This is a genomic window from Mesorhizobium sp. Root157 (assembly GCF_001427385.1).
Taxonomy (GTDB): domain Bacteria; phylum Pseudomonadota; class Alphaproteobacteria; order Rhizobiales; family Rhizobiaceae; genus Mesorhizobium.
Genome location: NZ_LMGJ01000012.1, coordinates 200,869 through 218,759, shown reverse-complemented (window position 1 = coordinate 218,759; position 17,891 = coordinate 200,869). Strand labels below are relative to the sequence as shown.

Genomic DNA, 17,891 nt, shown 5'->3' with positions numbered 1-17,891 from the left:
AAGGCATCCATATAGGCAAACGTTCACCGATAAAAAGAGCCCCGATTCGATTTGCCGTTCAATAATTCTGACGGTCGATTTCCCGGACGCGATTGACCTCTTGCGGCGCACAATCTAGTTTAGAACAATTCTAAACTAGATTGGAACGCTCATGCTTTCTCGCGTGTTCGGTTTTGGGCGGCGCCCGTTCTCTTCCTTGTCGGAACAGGAAATCCTGGCTCTGGCCATCTCTTCGGAAGAAGACGATGCGCGCATCTACCGCGCCTATGCCGACGGGCTGGAAAAGGACTTCCCGCAGTCGACCAAGGTCTTCGAGGCGATGGCGGCGGAAGAGGACGGGCATCGCGCCGCATTGATCGAGTTGCACCGCAAGCGCTTCGGCGAACGTATCCCGCTGATCCGGCGCGAGCATGTGAAAGGCTACTACGAGCGCAAGCCGGACTGGCTGGTCAGGCCGCTTGGCATCGACAAGGTGCGCAGCCAGGCCGAGGACATGGAGCGGCAGGCGCACCTGTTTTATGTCGAGGCGGCCAAGCGCACTTCCGATGCCTCGACGCGCAAGCTTTTGGGCGACCTCGCCGCTGCCGAACAAGGCCATGAGAGGCTGGCGCAAAGACTGGAGCAGGAACATGTGCCGGGTGCGGTGCGCAACGAGGAAGCCGCCACCGAGCGCCGGCAGTTCATCCTGACCTATGTGCAGCCGGGACTGGCGGGACTGATGGACGGTTCGGTCTCGACGCTGGCACCGATCTTTGCTGCGGCCTTTGCCACGCATGACACCTGGCAGACCTTCCTGGTCGGCCTCGCTGCCTCGATCGGCGCCGGTATCTCGATGGGCTTTACGGAAGCCGCATCCGATGACGGCAAGTTGTCCGGACGCGGCTCGCCGCTGAAGCGCGGCATCGCCTCAGGCGTCATGACGGCGCTGGGCGGCCTCGGCCATGCCTTGCCCTATCTGATCACGAACTTCTGGACCGCGACCACGGTGGCGGCAATCGTGGTGTTCTTCGAATTGTGGGCCATCGCCTTCATCCAGAACCGCTATATGGAAACGCCGTTCCTGCGCGCCGCCTTCCAGGTGGTGCTGGGTGGGGCGCTGGTGTTTGCGGCAGGCGTGCTGATCGGCAACGCCTGAGGCAGCTTCAGCGCAGCTTCAGCGGCTTGCCCTTGCTGAAGAAATCCTGCCAGGGGTCGTCGGCGTCAAGACGCTGCAATGTCGTCTTGCCGCCAAGCGGGTAGGCATTGGGCGCAATGCCTTTCTCGATCTCGGCCCATGTGACCGGCATCGAGATGGTGGCGCCCGTCTTGGCCCGCGACGAATAGGGGGCGACCGTGGTTGAGCCGCGGCCGTTGCGCAGGTAGTCGATGAAAATCTTTCCGGTCCGCGCCTTTTTCGACAGCGTGGCGGTGAAACGCTCCGGCTCGGCCTGCTCCATGGCGCGGGCAAAGTCGTGGGAGAAGCCCTTCACCTGATCCCATCTGGCCGTCGGCTTCAACGGCACCACGATGTGGTAGCCCTTGCCGCCCGATGTCTTGACGAAGGTCGCAAGCGACAGTTCCTCAAGACGCTGGCGGATCGAGAGCGCGGCTTCGCGAACCCGGTCCATGGCGACCCCTTCGTCGGGATCGAGGTCGAAAACGATCTGGTCGGGCGTGTCGATTTCCTCGACCTTGCAGCCCCAGACATGGACCTCGACCACGCCCATCTGCACAAGGGCTGCGATGCCGTCGAAATCGCGAACGTAGAGTATCTCTTCCTTGTCCTCCGGATCGTGCGAGCGCAGGATCTTGTCGCTCATGCCGGGCGAGGCGTGTTTTTGAAAAAAGCGCTGGCCGTTGACCCCATCGGGCGCGCGCACAAGCGCCAGCGGCCGGTCGACCACGAATTGCTCCATGCGCGGCCACACCAGCGCATAGTGGTCGAGCAGAGCCTGCTTTGACACCTTCTCGTCTGGCCACAGCAGTTTGTCGGGATGGGAAAGCGTGACGGAGGTTACCGCCTTTGCGGCCTTCCTGCCTGCTGGGCGTTTCGCGGCTTTCGGCGCTTCCTGCACGATTTCCTCCGCTAGCTTGTCCTCGCGCAGTCCTTGAAAGGAAGCATGGCGCAGGATGCGGTCCGCGGTCCAGCTTCGGAATTCAACCTCTGCCACGAGTTCCGGCTCGATCCATATCGCCTGCCGTGCATCGGGCACGGCGGCATGGAAAGGACTGTTTTTGGCCTTCAGCTTACCCAGCCGCGCCTTGAGATCGTCGGCTACGCCCGACGAAAAGCCGGTGCCGACCCGGCCCGCATATTTCAGATGGCCAGCCTCATGATAGCCGACCAGCAGCGATTTCAAACCCCTTCCCGTCTTGTCGGAAGGCAAATAGCCGCCGATGACGAACTCCTGCCGCTCAATGCATTTCGACTTGACCCAGGCGGTTGAGCGCCCGCTGCGATAGGGGGCATCGGCGCGTTTGGAGATCACGCCTTCCAGCCCCATGCGGCAGGCATGCTCGAGCATGACCCGGCCGGGTTCGACGAAGTGTTCGCTGAAGCGCACCGGCGAATCCTCGCCCATGCCGGCCAGCAATTTATGCAATGCAGCCTTCCGCTCGACCACAGGTTCGTCGCGCAAATCCTCGCCGTTGAGCCGCATCAGGTCGAACGCGTAGTAGACAAAGCGGTCCGAGCGGCCGGCCGAAAGGTCGGCCTGCAGCAGCGCAAACGAGGAGACGCCGTTGCCGCCCAGCACCACGATCTCGCCGTCGATGATGGCGTCCTTGCATTTCAGCGCCCCCAGCGCGCCAACGACTTCGGGGCCGAACCGTCCAGTCCAGTCGAGCCCGCTGCGGGTCAGGAGACGCATATCGGTGCCAACGATCTGCGCCTGCATGCGATAGCCGTCGAACTTCACCTCGTGCAGCCAATCGGTGCCGCCCGGCGCCTGCCGTTGCAGCGTTGCAAGCTGGGGTTCGATGAAACCCAGTTCTTTGCGTTCCTTGCGCGCCTTGCCACCAGCCGGTTTGTTGGAATGCCAGACCCTCGGCTTGCTGCCCTTGACGGTCTTGCCGGCGCCGACCTCCTCGACGGTGAGGCCGGATTTCACCGAATGCGTCTCCTCCTCCAATATGTCCTCGCCCGGACGGGCGAAGGCATCGTCGGATTTGATCAGCAGCCAGTTGTCACGCTTCTCGCCCGCTCGTGGCTTGAGCCGCACCAGATGCCATTTGCCCTTGAGCTTGTGGCCGTCGAGTTCGAACTCGATATGGCCCTTCTTCATGCCCTTGGCGGGAGAATACTCCGGCACCCACCGCCCCTCGTCCCAGACGATGACCGAACCGCCGCCGTATTCGCCCTTCGGGATGGTGCCTTCGAACGGAGCGTAGTCGAGCGGGTGGTCCTCGACGTGGACGGCAAGGCGCTTTTCGTTGGGATCGAGGCTCGGACCGCGCGTAACGGCCCAACTCCACAACACGCCGTCATGCTCCAGCCTCAGATCGTAGTGGAGACGGGTGGCCGCATGCTTGTGGATGACAAAAATGCCGCCTACGTCCGGCCGCTCGTTGTGCACCACCTTGCCGGCAGGCTCGGCGGTCTTCGAAAAATCGCGCTTGGCTTGGTATTCCTTGAGAGCGGCCATGGTCAGAGCAGACCGCGCCTAGGCGGATTTGCTTTTGGCAGCCGGCCTGGCCTTCGGCGCCGCTACCTTGGGCTTCGATGCCTTGGCGGGTTTCGCCAATGTCGCTGCGTCGTCATTGTCGGCGGCAATGCTCTGCTTCAGCGCCTCGAACAGATTGACGACATTGGAAGGTTTGGGCGCAGCCTTTGCCTTGGGCGCCTTGCGGCCGGCCTTCTTGGCGCGGATCAGTTCGAGCAGCGCCTCTTCATATTTGTCGTCGAAGACCGACGAATCGAAGCGCGCGGCCTTCTTGTCGATGATGTGTTCGGCAAGTTCGATCATTTCCGTGTCGGTCTTCACCGGCTTGATATCGGCGAACACCGTGTCGGGCTGGCGCACCGTGTTGTCGTAACGCAGCGTGGTCAGCACCATGCCGTTGCCCAAGGGTTCGATGACCACCGGACGCTCGCGACGATACAAAACGATGCGCGCCAAACCCGCTTTCTTCCTGGCCGCCATGGCGTCGCGGATGACGGCGAAGGCATCGAGCGACACCTTGTCGGCCGGCGCGAGATAATAAGGCGTGTCGAGATAGATCTGCTGGATGGAGGATTTGTCGACGAAACCGTCGAGGCTCATCATGTTCGAGGATTCGACGCGAACCGCCTCGATCTCTTCTTCCTCGATATGCACGAAGTCGCCGTCATCGACCTCGTAGCCCTTGATCTCGTCGCCATCTCCAACCGGCTTTCCGGTCTCCGCATCGACGTAGACACGGTTGACCGTATTGCCGGTCTTGCGGTTGAGCACACGGAAGGAAATGCGCTCGGCATGGGTGACCACGTTGGTCAACTCCACCGCGCAGGTCACGAGCGAGAGCTTGAGATAGCCTTTCCAAGCGGGGCGTGGCGCCATGACATACTTCCCCCGGGTTCCCGACTGTCGTGGGCCAACAACGGGCGAACGAGCCGCTTGTTCCGGCCACGCTCGTGTGACGCAAATGGCACATCGCTAAACATGCCGACGAAAGGCATGAAAAGACCCCGAATCAGCCGCAATCCCGCCACGAAGCGAGGCGGTTTCGACCGAAAGTTAACATAGCGTTCACCGACTATTCACGCCTCGGCGCTATGGTGTCCGTAATTCGGAAGGGACTCCGAAGTTCGGGACAGGGACTGGACTAAAATGACTATCTTGAACCATCTACGCGGCTATGCCGCCACCGTGCGCGAGTTCATCGCGCCAACCTATCGGCCTGAGCGCTACTACATGCGCGGCCCAGGCCCGGCTTGCGCTCGCCGCAATCACCAACTCGGCTTCGGCACGCACTGACATGCTGCCTGAAAGCCGTCACGGCCCCCGCATTTCAAAGCCGGCTCTGGATACCCGCGCGACCACCTATCGCAAGGGACAACCGGCCGCCTCGCGCCGCCACTAAGGCCAGCGCACCGGCGCGGGCAGTTGCCCGCCGCCTTTCAGATCACACACGTAAGAGCGTTATTGCATGTCGCCCGAAAGTGGGAACCTGTTTCGGGCAAACGAATACCAAAAGCGCGGTCAGCGAATCTGAAAGATCGGGACGCGCTCCAAGTGTCACCACATCTCGTGGCTGGCATTGAGTTTTGCCAGCACCGGATGATCCCGCAATCCGGTGCACAGGCGCTCGACATTGGCGAACGCCTGCCTTGCCCGATCCGCTTCGGGGTGCCAGGAAAACAGCATCAGAAGATAGACGTCGGCAATGGTCATGCGATCGCCGGCCAGCCACTCACGCCCGGCCAGCGCGTTGTCGACAACGGCGAAGTCGCGGTCGAGTTCGGCAATGGCTGCCTTCCTGACACCCGCCTTCGCGCCGTCATCGGCCGAGTAGCGATGCGGATAGTAGAAGCGCAGCACCGCCGGATAGATGGCCGACGTCATGAAGGCCATCCAGCGCAGGAAATCCGCCCGCGCCGGGGCGCTGTCTTGCGGCGCGAGACCCGCCTTCGGATGGCGCTCGGCCAGCAGCATGCAGATGGCGACCGATTCCGTGATCGTGTGGCCGTCCGGCAAGGACAGCACAGGCACCTGATTGAGCGGACTGATGGCGAGAAACGCGGCTTCGGGCTTGTCGGTTTTCGGAACGTTGATCTGCTCGAACGGTTCGCCGGCCAGAAGAAATGCGGCCTCGGCGACGAAGCCGCCGCTGCCGGGACGCGTATAAAGTTTGTACATGCTGATTCTCCCCGCCCGCGCTACACGGGCCGGAGGATTTGTAGCCGAAAGCCGGCGCGCCTCAACGCGTGAAGCCTGCGCCAAGGCGCTTTTTTCAGCGGTCCAGCAAGACGCCCGCCAATCAGGCGCCGAGGCCTTCGAACAGGGCGGTCGAGAGATAGCGCTCGGCGAAGGACGGGATGATGACGACCATGTTCTTGCCGGCGTTTTCCGGCCGCGAGCCAACGACGATGGCAGCCTGCAGCGCCGCGCCCGACGAGATGCCGACCGGCACCCCTTCAAGCCGCGCGACAAGGCGCGCATTGGCCACCGCGTCGTCGTTCGATACGGTCACCACCTCGTCATAGACGGTCGTGTCCAGGATTTTTGGGGCGAAGCCAGCACCAATGCCCTGGATCTTGTGCGGCCCTGGCGCACCGCCCGACAGAACCGGGGAGGCTTCAGGCTCGACCGCCACCACCTTGACCGACGGCTTGCGCTGCTTCAGCACCTGGCCGACGCCGGTGATGGTGCCGCCGGTGCCGATGCCGGCGATCAGGATGTCGACGCCACCTTCAGTGTCGTTCCAGATTTCCTCGGCAGTCGTGGTGCGATGGATTTCGGGATTGGCCGGATTTTCGAACTGCTGCGGAATGACCGCATCGGGCAGTTTGGCGGCCAGTTCATCGGCCTTGGCGATGGCGCCCTTCATGCCCTTGGCGCCTTCCGTGAGCACGAGTTCGGCACCAAGCAGGGCGAGCATCTTTCGCCGCTCGACCGACATGGTTTCCGGCATGGTGAGGATCAGCTTGTATCCCTTGGCGGCGGCGGCAAAGGCGAGCGCGATGCCCGTGTTGCCCGAAGTCGGTTCGATCAGCGTCGTCTTGCCGGGCTTGATGCGGCCCTCTGCCTCCAGCGCCTCGATCATCGCCACGCCGATGCGGTCCTTGACCGAGGCGATGGGATTGAAGAACTCCAGCTTGACCAGAAGATTGGCGACGATGCCCTTTTCTTTCGCGAAACGGTCCAGCCGCACCAGCGGCGTGTCGCCGATCGTCTCGGTGATCGAATTGTAGATACGGCCACGGCCGGGAATATGGGCGGAAGCCTCGGATCTGGTCATGGGCATCACTCTCGCATCGAGTCGGCGGCTTCTGGTTTTACGTGTTCATAGCGAAAATAGGCGACGAAATGAGACTATCCGAGTGGGAAGCGTGCTGAAAAGCCTGCGCACAAGGGAAGGAATTTCCTGAAATGTCCCATTTCCGGATTATTTTGGCGCTTCCCGCAATAATGTTCCCCTGACGGCGCATATCGGATGGGTTTGGACGACTGGTCCATCCACCGATTCCTGCATTTCGTTTTGGCTGAAACTGTTTCGCGGTTTGCGCCTGCTATCCGTCAATGTCGTGCCGCGATGGCCGCCGCCGCGCCGATCATGAAGGAAGCGGCGGTGCGGTTCAAACGCTTGAGGGCGCGCGGCGAGGACAGGAACCAGCGCGCCTTGGCCGCCAGCACAAGGTAAGGCACCAGCACCACCAGCAGGATCAGCGCCGTGACGCTCAGGAGAATGGCATAGTCGCCAAGGGTTATGGCGCGAAGATTGACGATGGTCGGCGTGATGGCGAGATAGAAGATCATGGTCTTTGGATTGCCGAGCGTCAGCGTCAGCCCGCCCATAAAGCTCGACACCAGACCACCCTTGGCCTTGCCGGCCTGCACCGTTTCCGCGGAAATACCGCCTTTCCAGAAGCGCCAGCCGAGCCAGGCGAGGTAAAGCACGCCGAACCACTTGATCGCCAAAAACACCATGCCGAACTGCTGGGCGACGAAGGCAAGGCCGAGAACGGTAGCGGTGAGATAGAACAGGTCGCCGAGCAACAGGCCCCAGAACATGGCGAAGGACGAGCGGAAGCCGGAGCCGAGCGCGCGGGCGACAAGCGCGGTCACGCCGGGGCCGGGAATGGCGGCGGCGATGCCGAGGGCAGCGCTGTAGGCAAGAAATCCTGTGAGTGTCATCGTACTCTCTTTCGCGGCGAAGCAGGCTTTTGCCACACACGCGTGTTGCTGTGAATTTCCTTCGCCGCGCTATCGATTGCGCCAGCCAGGCGAACGATGCGGCAATAGCGCCATTGCCCTTCAGCGCGGTTTTCGCTATGTGCCGTTGAGTCAATTTCGGAGGGGTATTCCTATGGCCGACCATACGCCGACCGGTCCTGTAGAACTTGGTGCTCACATGGACTATCCGGAGCACGAGCGGACCTATCACGGCTTCACGCTTCTGGCTAAATACGGATCCCTGGGCTGCGCAGCGACCCTGATCGGAATGGCCTTCGGCTTTTTCGTCGGCGGCGCGATTTCCGGCTTTATCGTATTTCTGCTGGCCTGTGCCGTAGGCGCCTTCATCCTGCGATAAAATCTTTCTCTCCTTGGCCTGAGGCGTGGCCGCAAAGGTCGCCGCCGACCTGCGCAAGGCTCCAGCCGAAAGGATCATGCGGTGGGACAGACGATTTTCGTACCCAAAGAGGTTGACGCTGGGGAAACCCGCGTCGGGGCCTCTCCCGATACGGTAAAGCGACTTGCGGGGCTTGGCTTCGACGTGATCGTCGAGGCGGGCGCCGGCACGCTGTCGCGCATTCCCGACGAGGAGTTCGCCAAAGCCGGGGCCAAGACCGGCAAGGCATCGGATGCCGCGAAGGCGGACGTGGTGCTAAAGGTGCGCCGCCCGAACGAGGCCGAACTCAAGGGCTACAAAAAGGGCGCTGCAGTGCTGGCCACCATGGACCCTTACGGCAACGAGGCAGCGGTCGCTGCCCTTGCCAAGGCGGGCGTGACCGCATTCGCCATGGAGTTCATGCCGCGCATCACCCGCGCACAGGTGATGGACGTTCTCTCCAGCCAGGCCAACCTCGCCGGCTACCAGGCGGTGATCGACGGGGCTGGCGAGTATGACCGGGCGCTGCCGATGATGATGACGGCGGCGGGCACGGTTCCGGCGGCAAAGATCTTCATCATGGGCGTCGGCGTCGCCGGCCTGCAGGCGATCGCCACGGCGCGCCGGCTGGGCGCGGTGGTGACCGCGACCGACGTTCGCCCCGCCGTGAAGGAACAGGTTCAGTCGCTGGGCGCAAAATTCCTTGCCGTCGAGGACGAGGAATTCAAGGCAGCCGAGACGGCCGGCGGCTACGCCAAGGAAATGTCGAAGGAATACCAGGCGAAGCAAGCGGCGCTGACGGCCGAGCATATCGCCAAGCAGGACATCGTCATCACCACCGCGCTGATCCCCGGCCGCCCGGCCCCCAAGCTGATCTCGGCGGCGATGGTCGCTTCGATGAAGCCCGGCTCGGTGATCGTCGACCTGGCGGTCGAGCGCGGCGGCAATGTCGAGGGCGCGGTGCCCGGCAAGGTCGCCACCACCGCCAATGGCGTCAAGATCGTCGGCCATCTCAACGTGGCCGGACGCATCGCGGCGTCCGCCTCGCTGCTTTACGCCAAGAACCTTTATGCCTTCCTCGAAACGATGATCGACAAGGACAGCAAGCAGATCGCCATCAACCGCGACGACGAACTGGTCAAGGCGACGATGCTGACCGACGGCGGCCGCATCGTGCATGCGGCCTTCGCCGGCAAGGAACAGGCGGCTGTGGCGCAGCCTGCTCCCGCTGCCAAACCGGCCAAGGCCGAAGCTGCGAAGAAGCCGGCAGCGCCGAAAGCGGCAGCCGCGAAGAAACCGGCAGCGCCGAAGAAACCTGCCGCTGCAAAATCGAAGGGGGCCTGACGATGGAAACCTTGCAGAAAGCGCTCGACCAACTCGACCAGGCCATCGCCGCCGTGCGCATGGCGGCGCAGGATCTGGCCAGCGCTCCCAGCGCCGCCGATGCAGCAGGCGATGCGGCGCATGCGCTGTCGGGCGGGGCGATCGACCCGTTCGTGTTCCGTTTCGCCATCTTCGTCCTGGCGATCTTCGTCGGCTACTATGTGGTGTGGTCGGTGACGCCGGCGCTGCACACGCCGCTGATGGCCGTCACCAACGCCATCTCCTCGGTGATCGTGGTCGGCGCACTGCTGGCGGTCGGCATCTCGGCCTCCGGCCTTGCCACCGGCTTCGGCTTCACGGCCCTGGTGCTTGCCTCGGTCAACATCTTCGGCGGCTTCCTGGTCACCCAGCGCATGCTAGCCATGTACAAGAAGAAGGAAAAGTGACGTGTCCGTGAACCTCGCTTCCTTCCTCTATCTCGTCTCCGGCATCCTGTTCATCCTGGCGCTGCGCGGCCTGTCGCACCCGACCACCAGCCGCAAGGGCAACACCTACGGCATGATCGGCATGGCCATCGCCATCGTCACCACGCTGGCGCTGGCGCTGCCTTCGGCCGGCGGCCTCGGCCTCATCCTGATCGGGCTTGCCATCGGCGGCGGCGTCGGCGCGGTCATCGCACGGCGCATAGCCATGACCTCGATGCCGCAGCTCGTCGCCGCCTTCCACAGCCTCGTCGGCCTCGCCGCCGTGATGGTGGCAGCGGCTGCCATCTATGCGCCAGAGAGCTTCGGCATCGGCACGGTTGGGGCCATCCACGGCCAAGCACTGGTCGAGATGAGCCTTGGCGTCGCCATCGGCGCCATCACCTTCACCGGCTCGGTCATCGCCTTCCTCAAGCTCGACGGGCGCATGTCCGGCAAGCCGATCATGCTGCCGGCGCGCCACCTCATCAACATCGCGCTCGGCGCAGCGCTCATCGTGCTGATCGTGCTTCTGGTGACCACGCAAAGCTACACCATCTTCTGGCTGATCGTGGCTGCGTCGCTGGTGCTCGGCGTGCTGCTCATCGTCCCCATCGGCGGCGCCGACATGCCGGTCGTCATCTCGATGCTGAACTCCTATTCGGGCTGGGCGGCGGCGGCACTCGGCTTCACGCTGGGCAACCTGGCGCTGATCATCACCGGCGCGCTGGTCGGCTCCTCCGGTGCGATCCTGTCCTACATCATGTGCAAGGGCATGAACCGTTCCTTCATCTCGGTCATCCTCGGCGGCTTCGGCGGCGAGACGGCCGCCGCCAGCAGCGACGACGGCATCGAGCGCACCGTCAAGCAGGGTTCGGCGGACGATGCCGCCTACCTGATGATGAATGCGCAAAAGGTCATCATCGTGCCCGGCTACGGCATGGCGGTGGCGCAGGCGCAGCACGCGCTGCGCGAAATGGCCGACAAGCTCAAGGCCAACGGCGTCGAGGTCAAATACGCCATCCACCCGGTCGCCGGCCGCATGCCCGGCCACATGAACGTGCTTCTGGCCGAGGCCAACGTGCCTTACGACGAGGTGTTCGAACTGGAGGACATCAACTCCGAGTTCGCGCAGGCCGACGTCGCCTATGTCATCGGCGCCAACGACGTGACCAACCCTTCGGCGCGCGACGACAAATCCTCGCCGATCTACGGCATGCCGATCCTCGAGGTCGACAAGGCCCGCACCTGCCTGTTCGTCAAGCGCTCGCTCGGCTCCGGCTATGCCGGCATCGACAACACGCTGTTCTACAAGGACGGCACCATGATGCTGCTCGGCGATGCCAAGAAGATGACCGAGGAAATCGTCAAGGCGTTCGATCACTGAACAGCCCGGATCACGACCACGAAAAAGCCCGGCATCTCCGCCGGGCTTTTTTGTCGGATGTCGTAACGCATAGAGCGGCTCTAGCGTCTGCTCAGGAAGAGCGCCTCGTCGTCGTCACGCTGGCGGCCGCCGAGGACCGCAGCGGCACTGGCGATGAACGCGCCGATGACCAGCGACAGAGCGCCGATCAGCGAGAAGGTGGCGCCTGCCTTGCGGGCCGTATCGGCGGCCTGCTGGGCCTTGACCTTGGCGTCCGCCACCCTGGCAAGCATCGCATCCACCCGCGCCGTGGCGTCCGCTGCCGAAAGGCCGGTCCGTGACGCTACAAGCTGGGCCAGATAGGCCTTGTCTTCGTCGGAGACCTGGCCTTCAGCCGCGCTGGCAATGAGGATGCGCGAGGCTTGCGCGGTTGCCGCCGCGTCGCCCTCGGCACCGGGAGCCGACAGCCTGGATGCGTCGGCCGGCCGGAACAGCGAATCGATGAAGTAGGACGTTGCGTCGCCTGCCTGTTCGCCGGCGCCGCTTGATGCCGCCACTGTCGATGCGCCCTGTGCGGCCCCCGAGACGACGGTCGAAGCCGCCTGCACGCCGCCGCCTATGACGGAGGTAAGGGCGGAACCCAAAACCCCGACCATCAAAAGCGTGGCGAGCGCCCACGCCAGGAAACCATGGGCAGTATCTCGAAAATAGGTCTCGTCGGTATGGATACCCACCCATCTGGTGCGAAGCCGTCCGGTCAGATAACCGCCGAAGCCGGACGACAGCCATTGCACGACGATCAGCCAGACGGCGGTGGAAACGGCGAAGGTGGTGACGCTTGCGCCCGAGCCAGACCATGGCGACACCATGGAAAGGCCAAGACCGGAGCCGAGCAGCATCAGGACGAATGTCAGCGTCGCGGCCGCGAAAGCGCCGGCGATGATCGGCCCCCAACTGACGGCGGGCGACGACGATTCTGTCGGGGTAGCGAGTTCCACTGCGGAGACGGTTGACTGCATGGCATCCACCTACCGCACGAAAAGGAGGATGAGGATGATGATCGGGATCGGAATCCCAAGTAGCCAGAGTAGAATACCGCGACCCATAAAAAACCTCCTGAAAGAAAAAGCCTGTGACACCGGCATAATGCGCCGGTCGGACTTCTGTTCCGCGGCAGGCCAAATCATTGCAGTCCGGGTTTCCCCTCAGCGGGGCGGTGAGGTGGGTGCTAGACCTTCGTGGACGCCACGGCCGGATCCGCGACCGGCGTCCAGATGACGTCCTCGATGCGGGCTGCACCCACAGCCAGCATCACCAGCCGATCGAAGCCCAATGCAATGCCGCTGGCCTCCGGCATGATGGCGAGAGCCGACAGGAAACCCTCGTCAATCGGGTAGCGCTCGCCATAGATGCGCTCCTTCTCGTCCATGTCGGCCTCGAAGCGCTTGCGCTGTTCGACAGGATCGGTGAGTTCGCCGAAGCCGTTGGCAAGTTCGACGCCGCAGCAGTAAAGCTCGAAGCGCTCGGCCACGCGCGGGTCGTGCGGCGCGGGGCGCGCAAGGGCAGCCTCGACGATTGGATATTCGCAAAGCACGGTGGCGCGGCCGATGCCCAGCGCCGGTTCGACGCACTCCACCATGACGCGGCTGTAAAGGTCGGACCAGGTGTCGTCGGGCGCGGTGCGCAGGCCAGACTTGACCAGAGCGGCATGAAGGGTGTCGCGATCCGTCGATCCGTCTGGCGCGACGGTCGAAAGCAGGTCGATGCCGGCATGACGGTCGAACGCTTCGGCAACCGTCAGTCGCTCCGGCTCGGCATGGGGATCGGCCTCGCGGTTCCTGAACGAGAAGCGGGCGGCGCCGGCCTTTTCTGCGGCGAGCGAAAGTAGCGCGGCGCAATCCTGCATCAGGCTTTGATAGGATTCACCGACGCGATACCATTCCAGCATGGTGAATTCGGGATGATGAAGGGCGCTGCGCTCGCGATTGCGCCAGACCGGACCGAAGCTGAAGATGCGCTTTTCGCCTGCCGCCAGCAGTTTCTTGCAGGCGAATTCCGGCGAGGTGTGCAGATAGAACGGTTGCGCGGTGCCGTCGGAGCGGATTTCCGCGGTGGCAAAGGCACTGAGGTGGGTTTCATTGCCGGGCGATATCTGAAGGGCGGCAGCATCGATCTCGATGAAGTCCTGATCGGCCAGAAAGCTGCGGATCGCGGCGGCAACCCTGTTGCGCAGCAAAAGGCGCGGCCGGCGGTCGGCGTGGACATGCGGTGTCCACCAGGGCGAAGCTTCGATCATGATTGTGCGGACACGGGTTCAAGGGGTGGCTGGCGATTGCCGCGCGGATAGGGTAAAGCGCGCACGATGGCTGCGACAGCCGATTGGCCGCAACGCAATATTTCAGGAAGAACGCTTGTGAAGGTAATTGCCAGTTCCCTCCGTAAAGGCAATGTCGTCGAAAGAGACGGCAAGCTCTATGTGATCCTCTTTGCCGAGAATATCCATCCTGGCAAGGGCACGCCGGTCACCCAACTCGACATGCGCCGCATTTCCGACGGCGTGAAGGTTTCCGAACGCTACCGCACGACCGAACAGGTCGAGCGCGCCCATGTCGAGGATCGCGAACATACGTTCCTCTATCATGACGGCGAAGGCTTCCATTTCATGAACCCGGAAACCTACGACCAGGTCGCCGTGACCGAGGACGTGGTGGGCGACCAGGCTCCCTATCTGCAGGAAGGTATGGCGGTAACGCTGTCGGTGTATGAAGGCGTCGGCATCGCGCTGGTCCTGCCGCAGCGCGCCATCTACGAAGTCGTCGACACCGAGCCGACCACCAAGGGCCAGACCGCCTCGTCTTCCTACAAGCCGGCGATCCTTTCGAACGGCGTGAAAACCACCGTCCCGCCCCACATCGCCGTGGGTACGCGCATCGTCGTCATGACCGCCGATGGCGCCTATGTGGAACGCGCCAAAGACTAAGACCAGGGGCTTAGCCCGGAAGTCGGGATCGATTTCCGGGTTGTATTATGCGTACATTCTAAATTAACAGAAGTGCGGGCACTTGGCAGGACGGGCGGCGTTGCTGAACGCCGAACGTTTCCAGGGCCCAGCTTCGTCACGCCGGTACGCAACAACAAGCCAAACAAGGAAAAACAGTGAAGCTAACCGCCCTCATTGCGTTAGGTCTCATTCTGGCAAGCACCGCAACGCGAGCCGATGACCCGCCGCTGAAGATGGGGGTTGAGGGTGCCTACCCGCCGTTCAATTCCGTCGATGCGGCCGGCAAGGTCGAGGGCTTCGATGTCGATGTCGGCGAGGCGATCTGCCCGCGGCTCCAGCGCCGATGCGAGTGGGTCGTGGTGCAGTGGGATGGCCTCATCCCCGCGCTGCAGGCGGGCAAGTTCGACGTGCTCATGTCGTCGATGACCATTACCGCCGAGCGCAAGCAACAGGTTCTGTTTTCAAAGCCCTACTATTTCTCCTACGGCATGATGATCGCCAACAAGGGGAGCGGCCTCAATTTCTCCAGTGAAGGCCTGAAAGACCGGGCCATCGGCGTCCAGGCCGCCACCACGCACGAACACTGGCTGCGCGACCAGTTCGGCAACGCCATCGAGCTTCACGGCTATCCGTCGAGCGACGAGATGTTCCTCGATTTCCAGAACGGCCGGCTGGACGCCGTGTTCGCAGAAGCACCGGCCATGGTGCCGTGGATGGAAGCGAACGGCGGGGTTGGCGCCTATGAGCAGATCGGCGGCAACATCACCGATGCCGCGCTCGGCACCGAGATCGGCATTGCGGTGCGCAAGGACGAGGCAGCGCTCGCCGACGGCATCAACACCGCGCTCGACGGCATCATCGCCAACGGCACCTTCAAGACGATCGCGGACAAATATTTCAGCTTCGAACTGCGGCCGCAGTAGACCTCTCGCTGCGAAACACGCGGCGCTTGCTCACCCGATCCGCAATGCGGACCGGGTGAGAAGGCAATCATGCCAGACAATCAGATGTCGAGATTGGCGACGCTCAGGGCGTTGTCCTGGATGAATTCGCGGCGCGGCTCGACCTCGTCACCCATCAGGCGCGAGAACAGCGAATCGGCGCCGGCGGCATCGTTGACCTTGACCCGCAGAAGCGAACGCACATTGGGGTCCAGCGTGGTTTCCCAAAGCTGCTCGGCATTCATTTCGCCAAGACCCTTGTAGCGCTGCATGGTGAGGCCCTTGCGGCCGGTGGCGAAGACAGCGTTGAGCAAGGCGAGCGGTCCCGAGATCGTCTCGTGAACATCCTTGCGGCGCAGCACCGGCGGCTGGTCATAGACTTCGCCGAGGCGCGGCGCATAACGGTCGAGCTGGCGCGCATCGGCGGAGTTGATCAGCGCGAGATCGAGATGCGCATATTCCTTGACGCTGCGCACGGTGCGCTCGAACACATAGCCGCCGACGCCTTCGTTCGAGGTCGACATGCGGCCGGTCCAGCCGCGCTCGGTGTCCTCGGCGATGATGTCGAGACGCCCTGCGATCCGCTCGGCCATCTGGTTGGCATGGGCGAGATCGACAAAGGCTTCCGGACTAAGGCCGCCGGCAATTGCTGCCTGTTCGACCACGGCATGGCTGTAGCGCGTGTGCAGGCCGTTGATGAGCTGCCGCACCGTCAGCGCGTCATCGATGACCGACCGCAAGTCCTGTCCGGTGCGGACTTCGCCAGAGCCCAGCGTCAACGACGCCTCCTCCAACCCTATGCCGATGAGGTATTCCTCGAGGGCGCCCTCGTCCTTCAGATATTGCGAACTCTTGCCGCGCGAAACTTTGTAGAGCGGCGGCTGGGCGATGAAGAGGTGGCCGCGCTCGATCAGTTCCGGCATCTGGCGGAAGAAGAAGGTGAGCAAGAGTGTGCGGATGTGAGCGCCGTCGACGTCGGCGTCGGTCATCAGGATGATCTTGTGATAGCGCAGCTTGTCGGCATTGAACTCGTCCTTGCCGATCGAGGTGCCGAGCGCGGTGATCAGCGTGCCGATCATCTCGGAGCCGAGCATGCGGTCGAAGCGCGCCCGCTCGACGTTGAGAATCTTGCCGCGTAGCGGCAGGATCGCCTGGTTCTGGCGCGAGCGCCCGCCCTTGGCCGAACCGCCAGCCGAGTCGCCCTCGACAATGAACAGTTCCGACTTGGCGGGGTCTTTTTCCTGACAGTCGGCCAGCTTGCCCGGCAACGAGGTGACGCTTAGCGTGCTCTTGCGGGTGATGTCGCGCGCCTTGCGCGCCGCCTCGCGAGCCGCCGCCGCCTGGATGACCTTCTCGATCACCACCTTGCCCTCGGCCGGATGTTCTTCCAGCCAGGTGCCGAGCGCCTCGTTGACGAGACCTTCGACCACCGGGCGCACCTCCGACGAGACCAGCTTGTCCTTGGTCTGAGATGAGAATTTCGGATCGGGAACCTTCACCGAAAGCACCGCCGTCAGCCCTTCGCGGCAGTCGTCGCCGATCAGGCCGACCTTTTCCTTCTTGGTGAGGCCGGAGCTTTCTCCATAGCCGGTCACCTGCCTGGTCAGCGCGCCGCGGAATCCGGCCAGATGGGTGCCGCCGTCGCGCTGCGGAATGTTGTTGGTGAAGGCCAGCACGTTCTCGTGGTAGCTGTCGTTCCACCACATCGCCACCTCGACGGTGATGCCGTCGCGCTCGGCGCGGATGGCGATTGGCTTGTCGAGCAGCGGCTTCTTGGAGCGGTCGAGATATTTGACGAATTCTTCCAGGCCGCCGTCATAATGCAGTTCCCGCTGCACCACATCGGCGTGCCGCTTGTCGGTCAGCAGGATACGCACGCCCGAGTTGAGGAAGGCCAGTTCGCGCAGCCGGTGTTCCAGCGTTTCGAAATCGAAGTCGACCATCGTGAACGTGTCGGTCGAGGGAAAGAATGAAATCTCGGTCCCGCTGCGGCCCTCATAGGTGCCAGGCAGATTGTTCTCCTCATAGGTTCCGGTGACGCAAAGCGGCGCGTCCGAATTGCCATGAGTGAAGCTCATTTCGTGGATCTGGCCGTGGCGGCGGATCTTCATCCTCAGCCACAAGGACAGTGCGTTGACCACGGAAACGCCGACACCGTGCAGGCCGCCGGAAACCTTGTAGGAATTCTGGTCGAATTTGCCGCCGGCATGCAACTGCGTCATGATCACTTCGGCGGCCGAAATGCCTTCGCCGGTGTGAATGGCAGTCGGAATGCCGCGCCCATTGTCGATGACGGTCACCGATCCGTCGGGATTGAGCGCCACGGTGACGAGGTCGGCGTGCCCGGCCAATGCCTCATCGATGGCGTTGTCGACCACCTCGTAGACCATGTGGTGAAGGCCGGAACCGTCGTCAGTGTCGCCGATATACATGCCGGGCCGCTTGCGGACGGCGTCCAACCCCTTCAAAACCTTGATGGAATCGGCACCGTATTCGGCCTGCGCGCCGTTGTCGTTCTCGGACTGTTCGCTCATGAAAACCTGTTTTCTCGAAGCCGTACGGGATGCGCG

Annotated in this window: 16 protein-coding genes; 8 read left to right on the top strand and 8 right to left on the bottom strand. The window is 63.0% G+C overall.

From position 1 onward, the window contains the following. Positions 1–151 precede the first annotated feature (151 nt). Positions 152–1,135, top strand: a complete 984-nt coding sequence (gene mbfA, locus ASD64_RS09045; protein ID WP_056103929.1) for an iron exporter MbfA — start codon at positions 152–154, stop codon at positions 1,133–1,135. A gap of 7 nt (positions 1,136–1,142) precedes the next feature. Here the strand turns inward: mbfA and ligD are convergent, their stop codons facing one another. Both ligD and ASD64_RS09035 read right to left on the bottom strand, forming a co-directional pair. Further along, positions 1,143–3,623, bottom strand: coding sequence for a DNA ligase D (ligD, locus tag ASD64_RS09040; protein WP_056103926.1), 2,481 nt, complete (start codon positions 3,621–3,623; stop codon positions 1,143–1,145). A gap of 18 nt (positions 3,624–3,641) precedes the next feature. Then, positions 3,642–4,517 (bottom strand): Ku protein, encoded by an 876-nt coding sequence (locus ASD64_RS09035; RefSeq protein ID WP_056103923.1) that lies wholly within the window; start codon positions 4,515–4,517, stop codon positions 3,642–3,644. A gap of 270 nt (positions 4,518–4,787) precedes the next feature. Here ASD64_RS09035 and ASD64_RS21375 point away from each other — a divergent pair, with 270 nt between their 5' ends. After that, positions 4,788–4,934, top strand: coding sequence for a hypothetical protein (locus ASD64_RS21375; RefSeq protein WP_156460087.1), 147 nt, complete (start codon positions 4,788–4,790; stop codon positions 4,932–4,934). 261 nt (positions 4,935–5,195) lie between these two features. On the opposite strand, the gene ASD64_RS09030 is transcribed toward ASD64_RS21375, so the two are convergent. From ASD64_RS09030 to ASD64_RS09020, 3 genes are all read right to left on the bottom strand, one after another. Continuing rightward, complete coding sequence (locus ASD64_RS09030) at positions 5,196–5,816, bottom strand: glutathione S-transferase family protein (RefSeq protein ID WP_056103920.1); 621 nt, start codon at positions 5,814–5,816, stop codon at positions 5,196–5,198. Between the two features lie 121 nt (positions 5,817–5,937). Continuing rightward, the gene (cysK, locus tag ASD64_RS09025) at positions 5,938–6,918 is read right to left on the bottom strand and encodes a cysteine synthase A (protein WP_056103917.1); all 981 of its coding nucleotides are present in this window, start codon (positions 6,916–6,918) and stop codon (positions 5,938–5,940) included. A gap of 278 nt (positions 6,919–7,196) precedes the next feature. Further along, positions 7,197–7,814, bottom strand: a complete 618-nt coding sequence (locus ASD64_RS09020) for a LysE family translocator (RefSeq protein ID WP_056104980.1) — start codon at positions 7,812–7,814, stop codon at positions 7,197–7,199. Between the two features lie 172 nt (positions 7,815–7,986). Here ASD64_RS09020 and ASD64_RS09015 point away from each other — a divergent pair, with 172 nt between their 5' ends. The 4 genes from ASD64_RS09015 to ASD64_RS09000 all read left to right on the top strand — a co-directional run bounded on the left by ASD64_RS09015 (position 7,987) and on the right by ASD64_RS09000 (position 11,400). Further along, a complete protein-coding gene (locus tag ASD64_RS09015; protein ID WP_056103914.1) occupies positions 7,987–8,211 on the top strand; it encodes an aa3-type cytochrome c oxidase subunit IV in 225 nt (74 codons plus the stop codon). A gap of 81 nt (positions 8,212–8,292) precedes the next feature. Continuing rightward, on the top strand, positions 8,293–9,573 hold the full coding sequence (locus ASD64_RS09010) for a Re/Si-specific NAD(P)(+) transhydrogenase subunit alpha (protein WP_056103911.1): 1,281 nt from the start codon (positions 8,293–8,295) through the stop codon (positions 9,571–9,573). Positions 9,574–9,575: 2 nt separating this feature from the next. Then, a complete protein-coding gene (locus ASD64_RS09005) occupies positions 9,576–9,998 on the top strand; it encodes a proton-translocating transhydrogenase family protein (protein ID WP_056103907.1) in 423 nt (140 codons plus the stop codon). Between the two features lies 1 nt (position 9,999). Next, complete coding sequence (locus tag ASD64_RS09000; RefSeq protein ID WP_056103904.1) at positions 10,000–11,400, top strand: NAD(P)(+) transhydrogenase (Re/Si-specific) subunit beta; 1,401 nt, start codon at positions 10,000–10,002, stop codon at positions 11,398–11,400. 80 nt (positions 11,401–11,480) lie between these two features. Here ASD64_RS09000 and ASD64_RS08995 read toward each other — a convergent pair whose 3' ends face one another. Together ASD64_RS08995 and epmA are read right to left on the bottom strand one after the other, a co-directional pair. Continuing rightward, positions 11,481–12,398: a hypothetical protein gene (locus ASD64_RS08995; RefSeq protein WP_056104978.1), complete on the bottom strand. Its 918-nt coding sequence runs from the start codon at positions 12,396–12,398 to the stop codon at positions 11,481–11,483. 209 nt (positions 12,399–12,607) lie between these two features. Beyond that, positions 12,608–13,675 carry an EF-P lysine aminoacylase EpmA gene (gene epmA, locus ASD64_RS08990; protein ID WP_056103901.1) on the bottom strand — a complete coding sequence of 356 codons (1,068 nt, stop codon included), beginning with the start codon at positions 13,673–13,675 and terminating at the stop codon, positions 12,608–12,610. Positions 13,676–13,741: 66 nt separating this feature from the next. On the opposite strand from epmA, the gene efp reads away from it, so the two are divergent. Both efp and ASD64_RS08980 read left to right on the top strand, forming a co-directional pair. Then, on the top strand, positions 13,742–14,359 hold the full coding sequence (gene efp, locus ASD64_RS08985) for an elongation factor P (protein ID WP_156460085.1): 618 nt from the start codon (positions 13,742–13,744) through the stop codon (positions 14,357–14,359). A 176-nt stretch (positions 14,360–14,535) separates the two neighbouring features. Next, on the top strand, positions 14,536–15,303 hold the full coding sequence (locus ASD64_RS08980) for a transporter substrate-binding domain-containing protein (protein ID WP_156460084.1): 768 nt from the start codon (positions 14,536–14,538) through the stop codon (positions 15,301–15,303). A gap of 80 nt (positions 15,304–15,383) precedes the next feature. On the opposite strand, the gene gyrB is transcribed toward ASD64_RS08980, so the two are convergent. Further along, positions 15,384–17,855 carry a DNA topoisomerase (ATP-hydrolyzing) subunit B gene (gyrB, locus tag ASD64_RS08975; protein WP_056103894.1) on the bottom strand — a complete coding sequence of 824 codons (2,472 nt, stop codon included), beginning with the start codon at positions 17,853–17,855 and terminating at the stop codon, positions 15,384–15,386. Between the last annotated feature and the right edge of the window lie 36 nt (positions 17,856–17,891).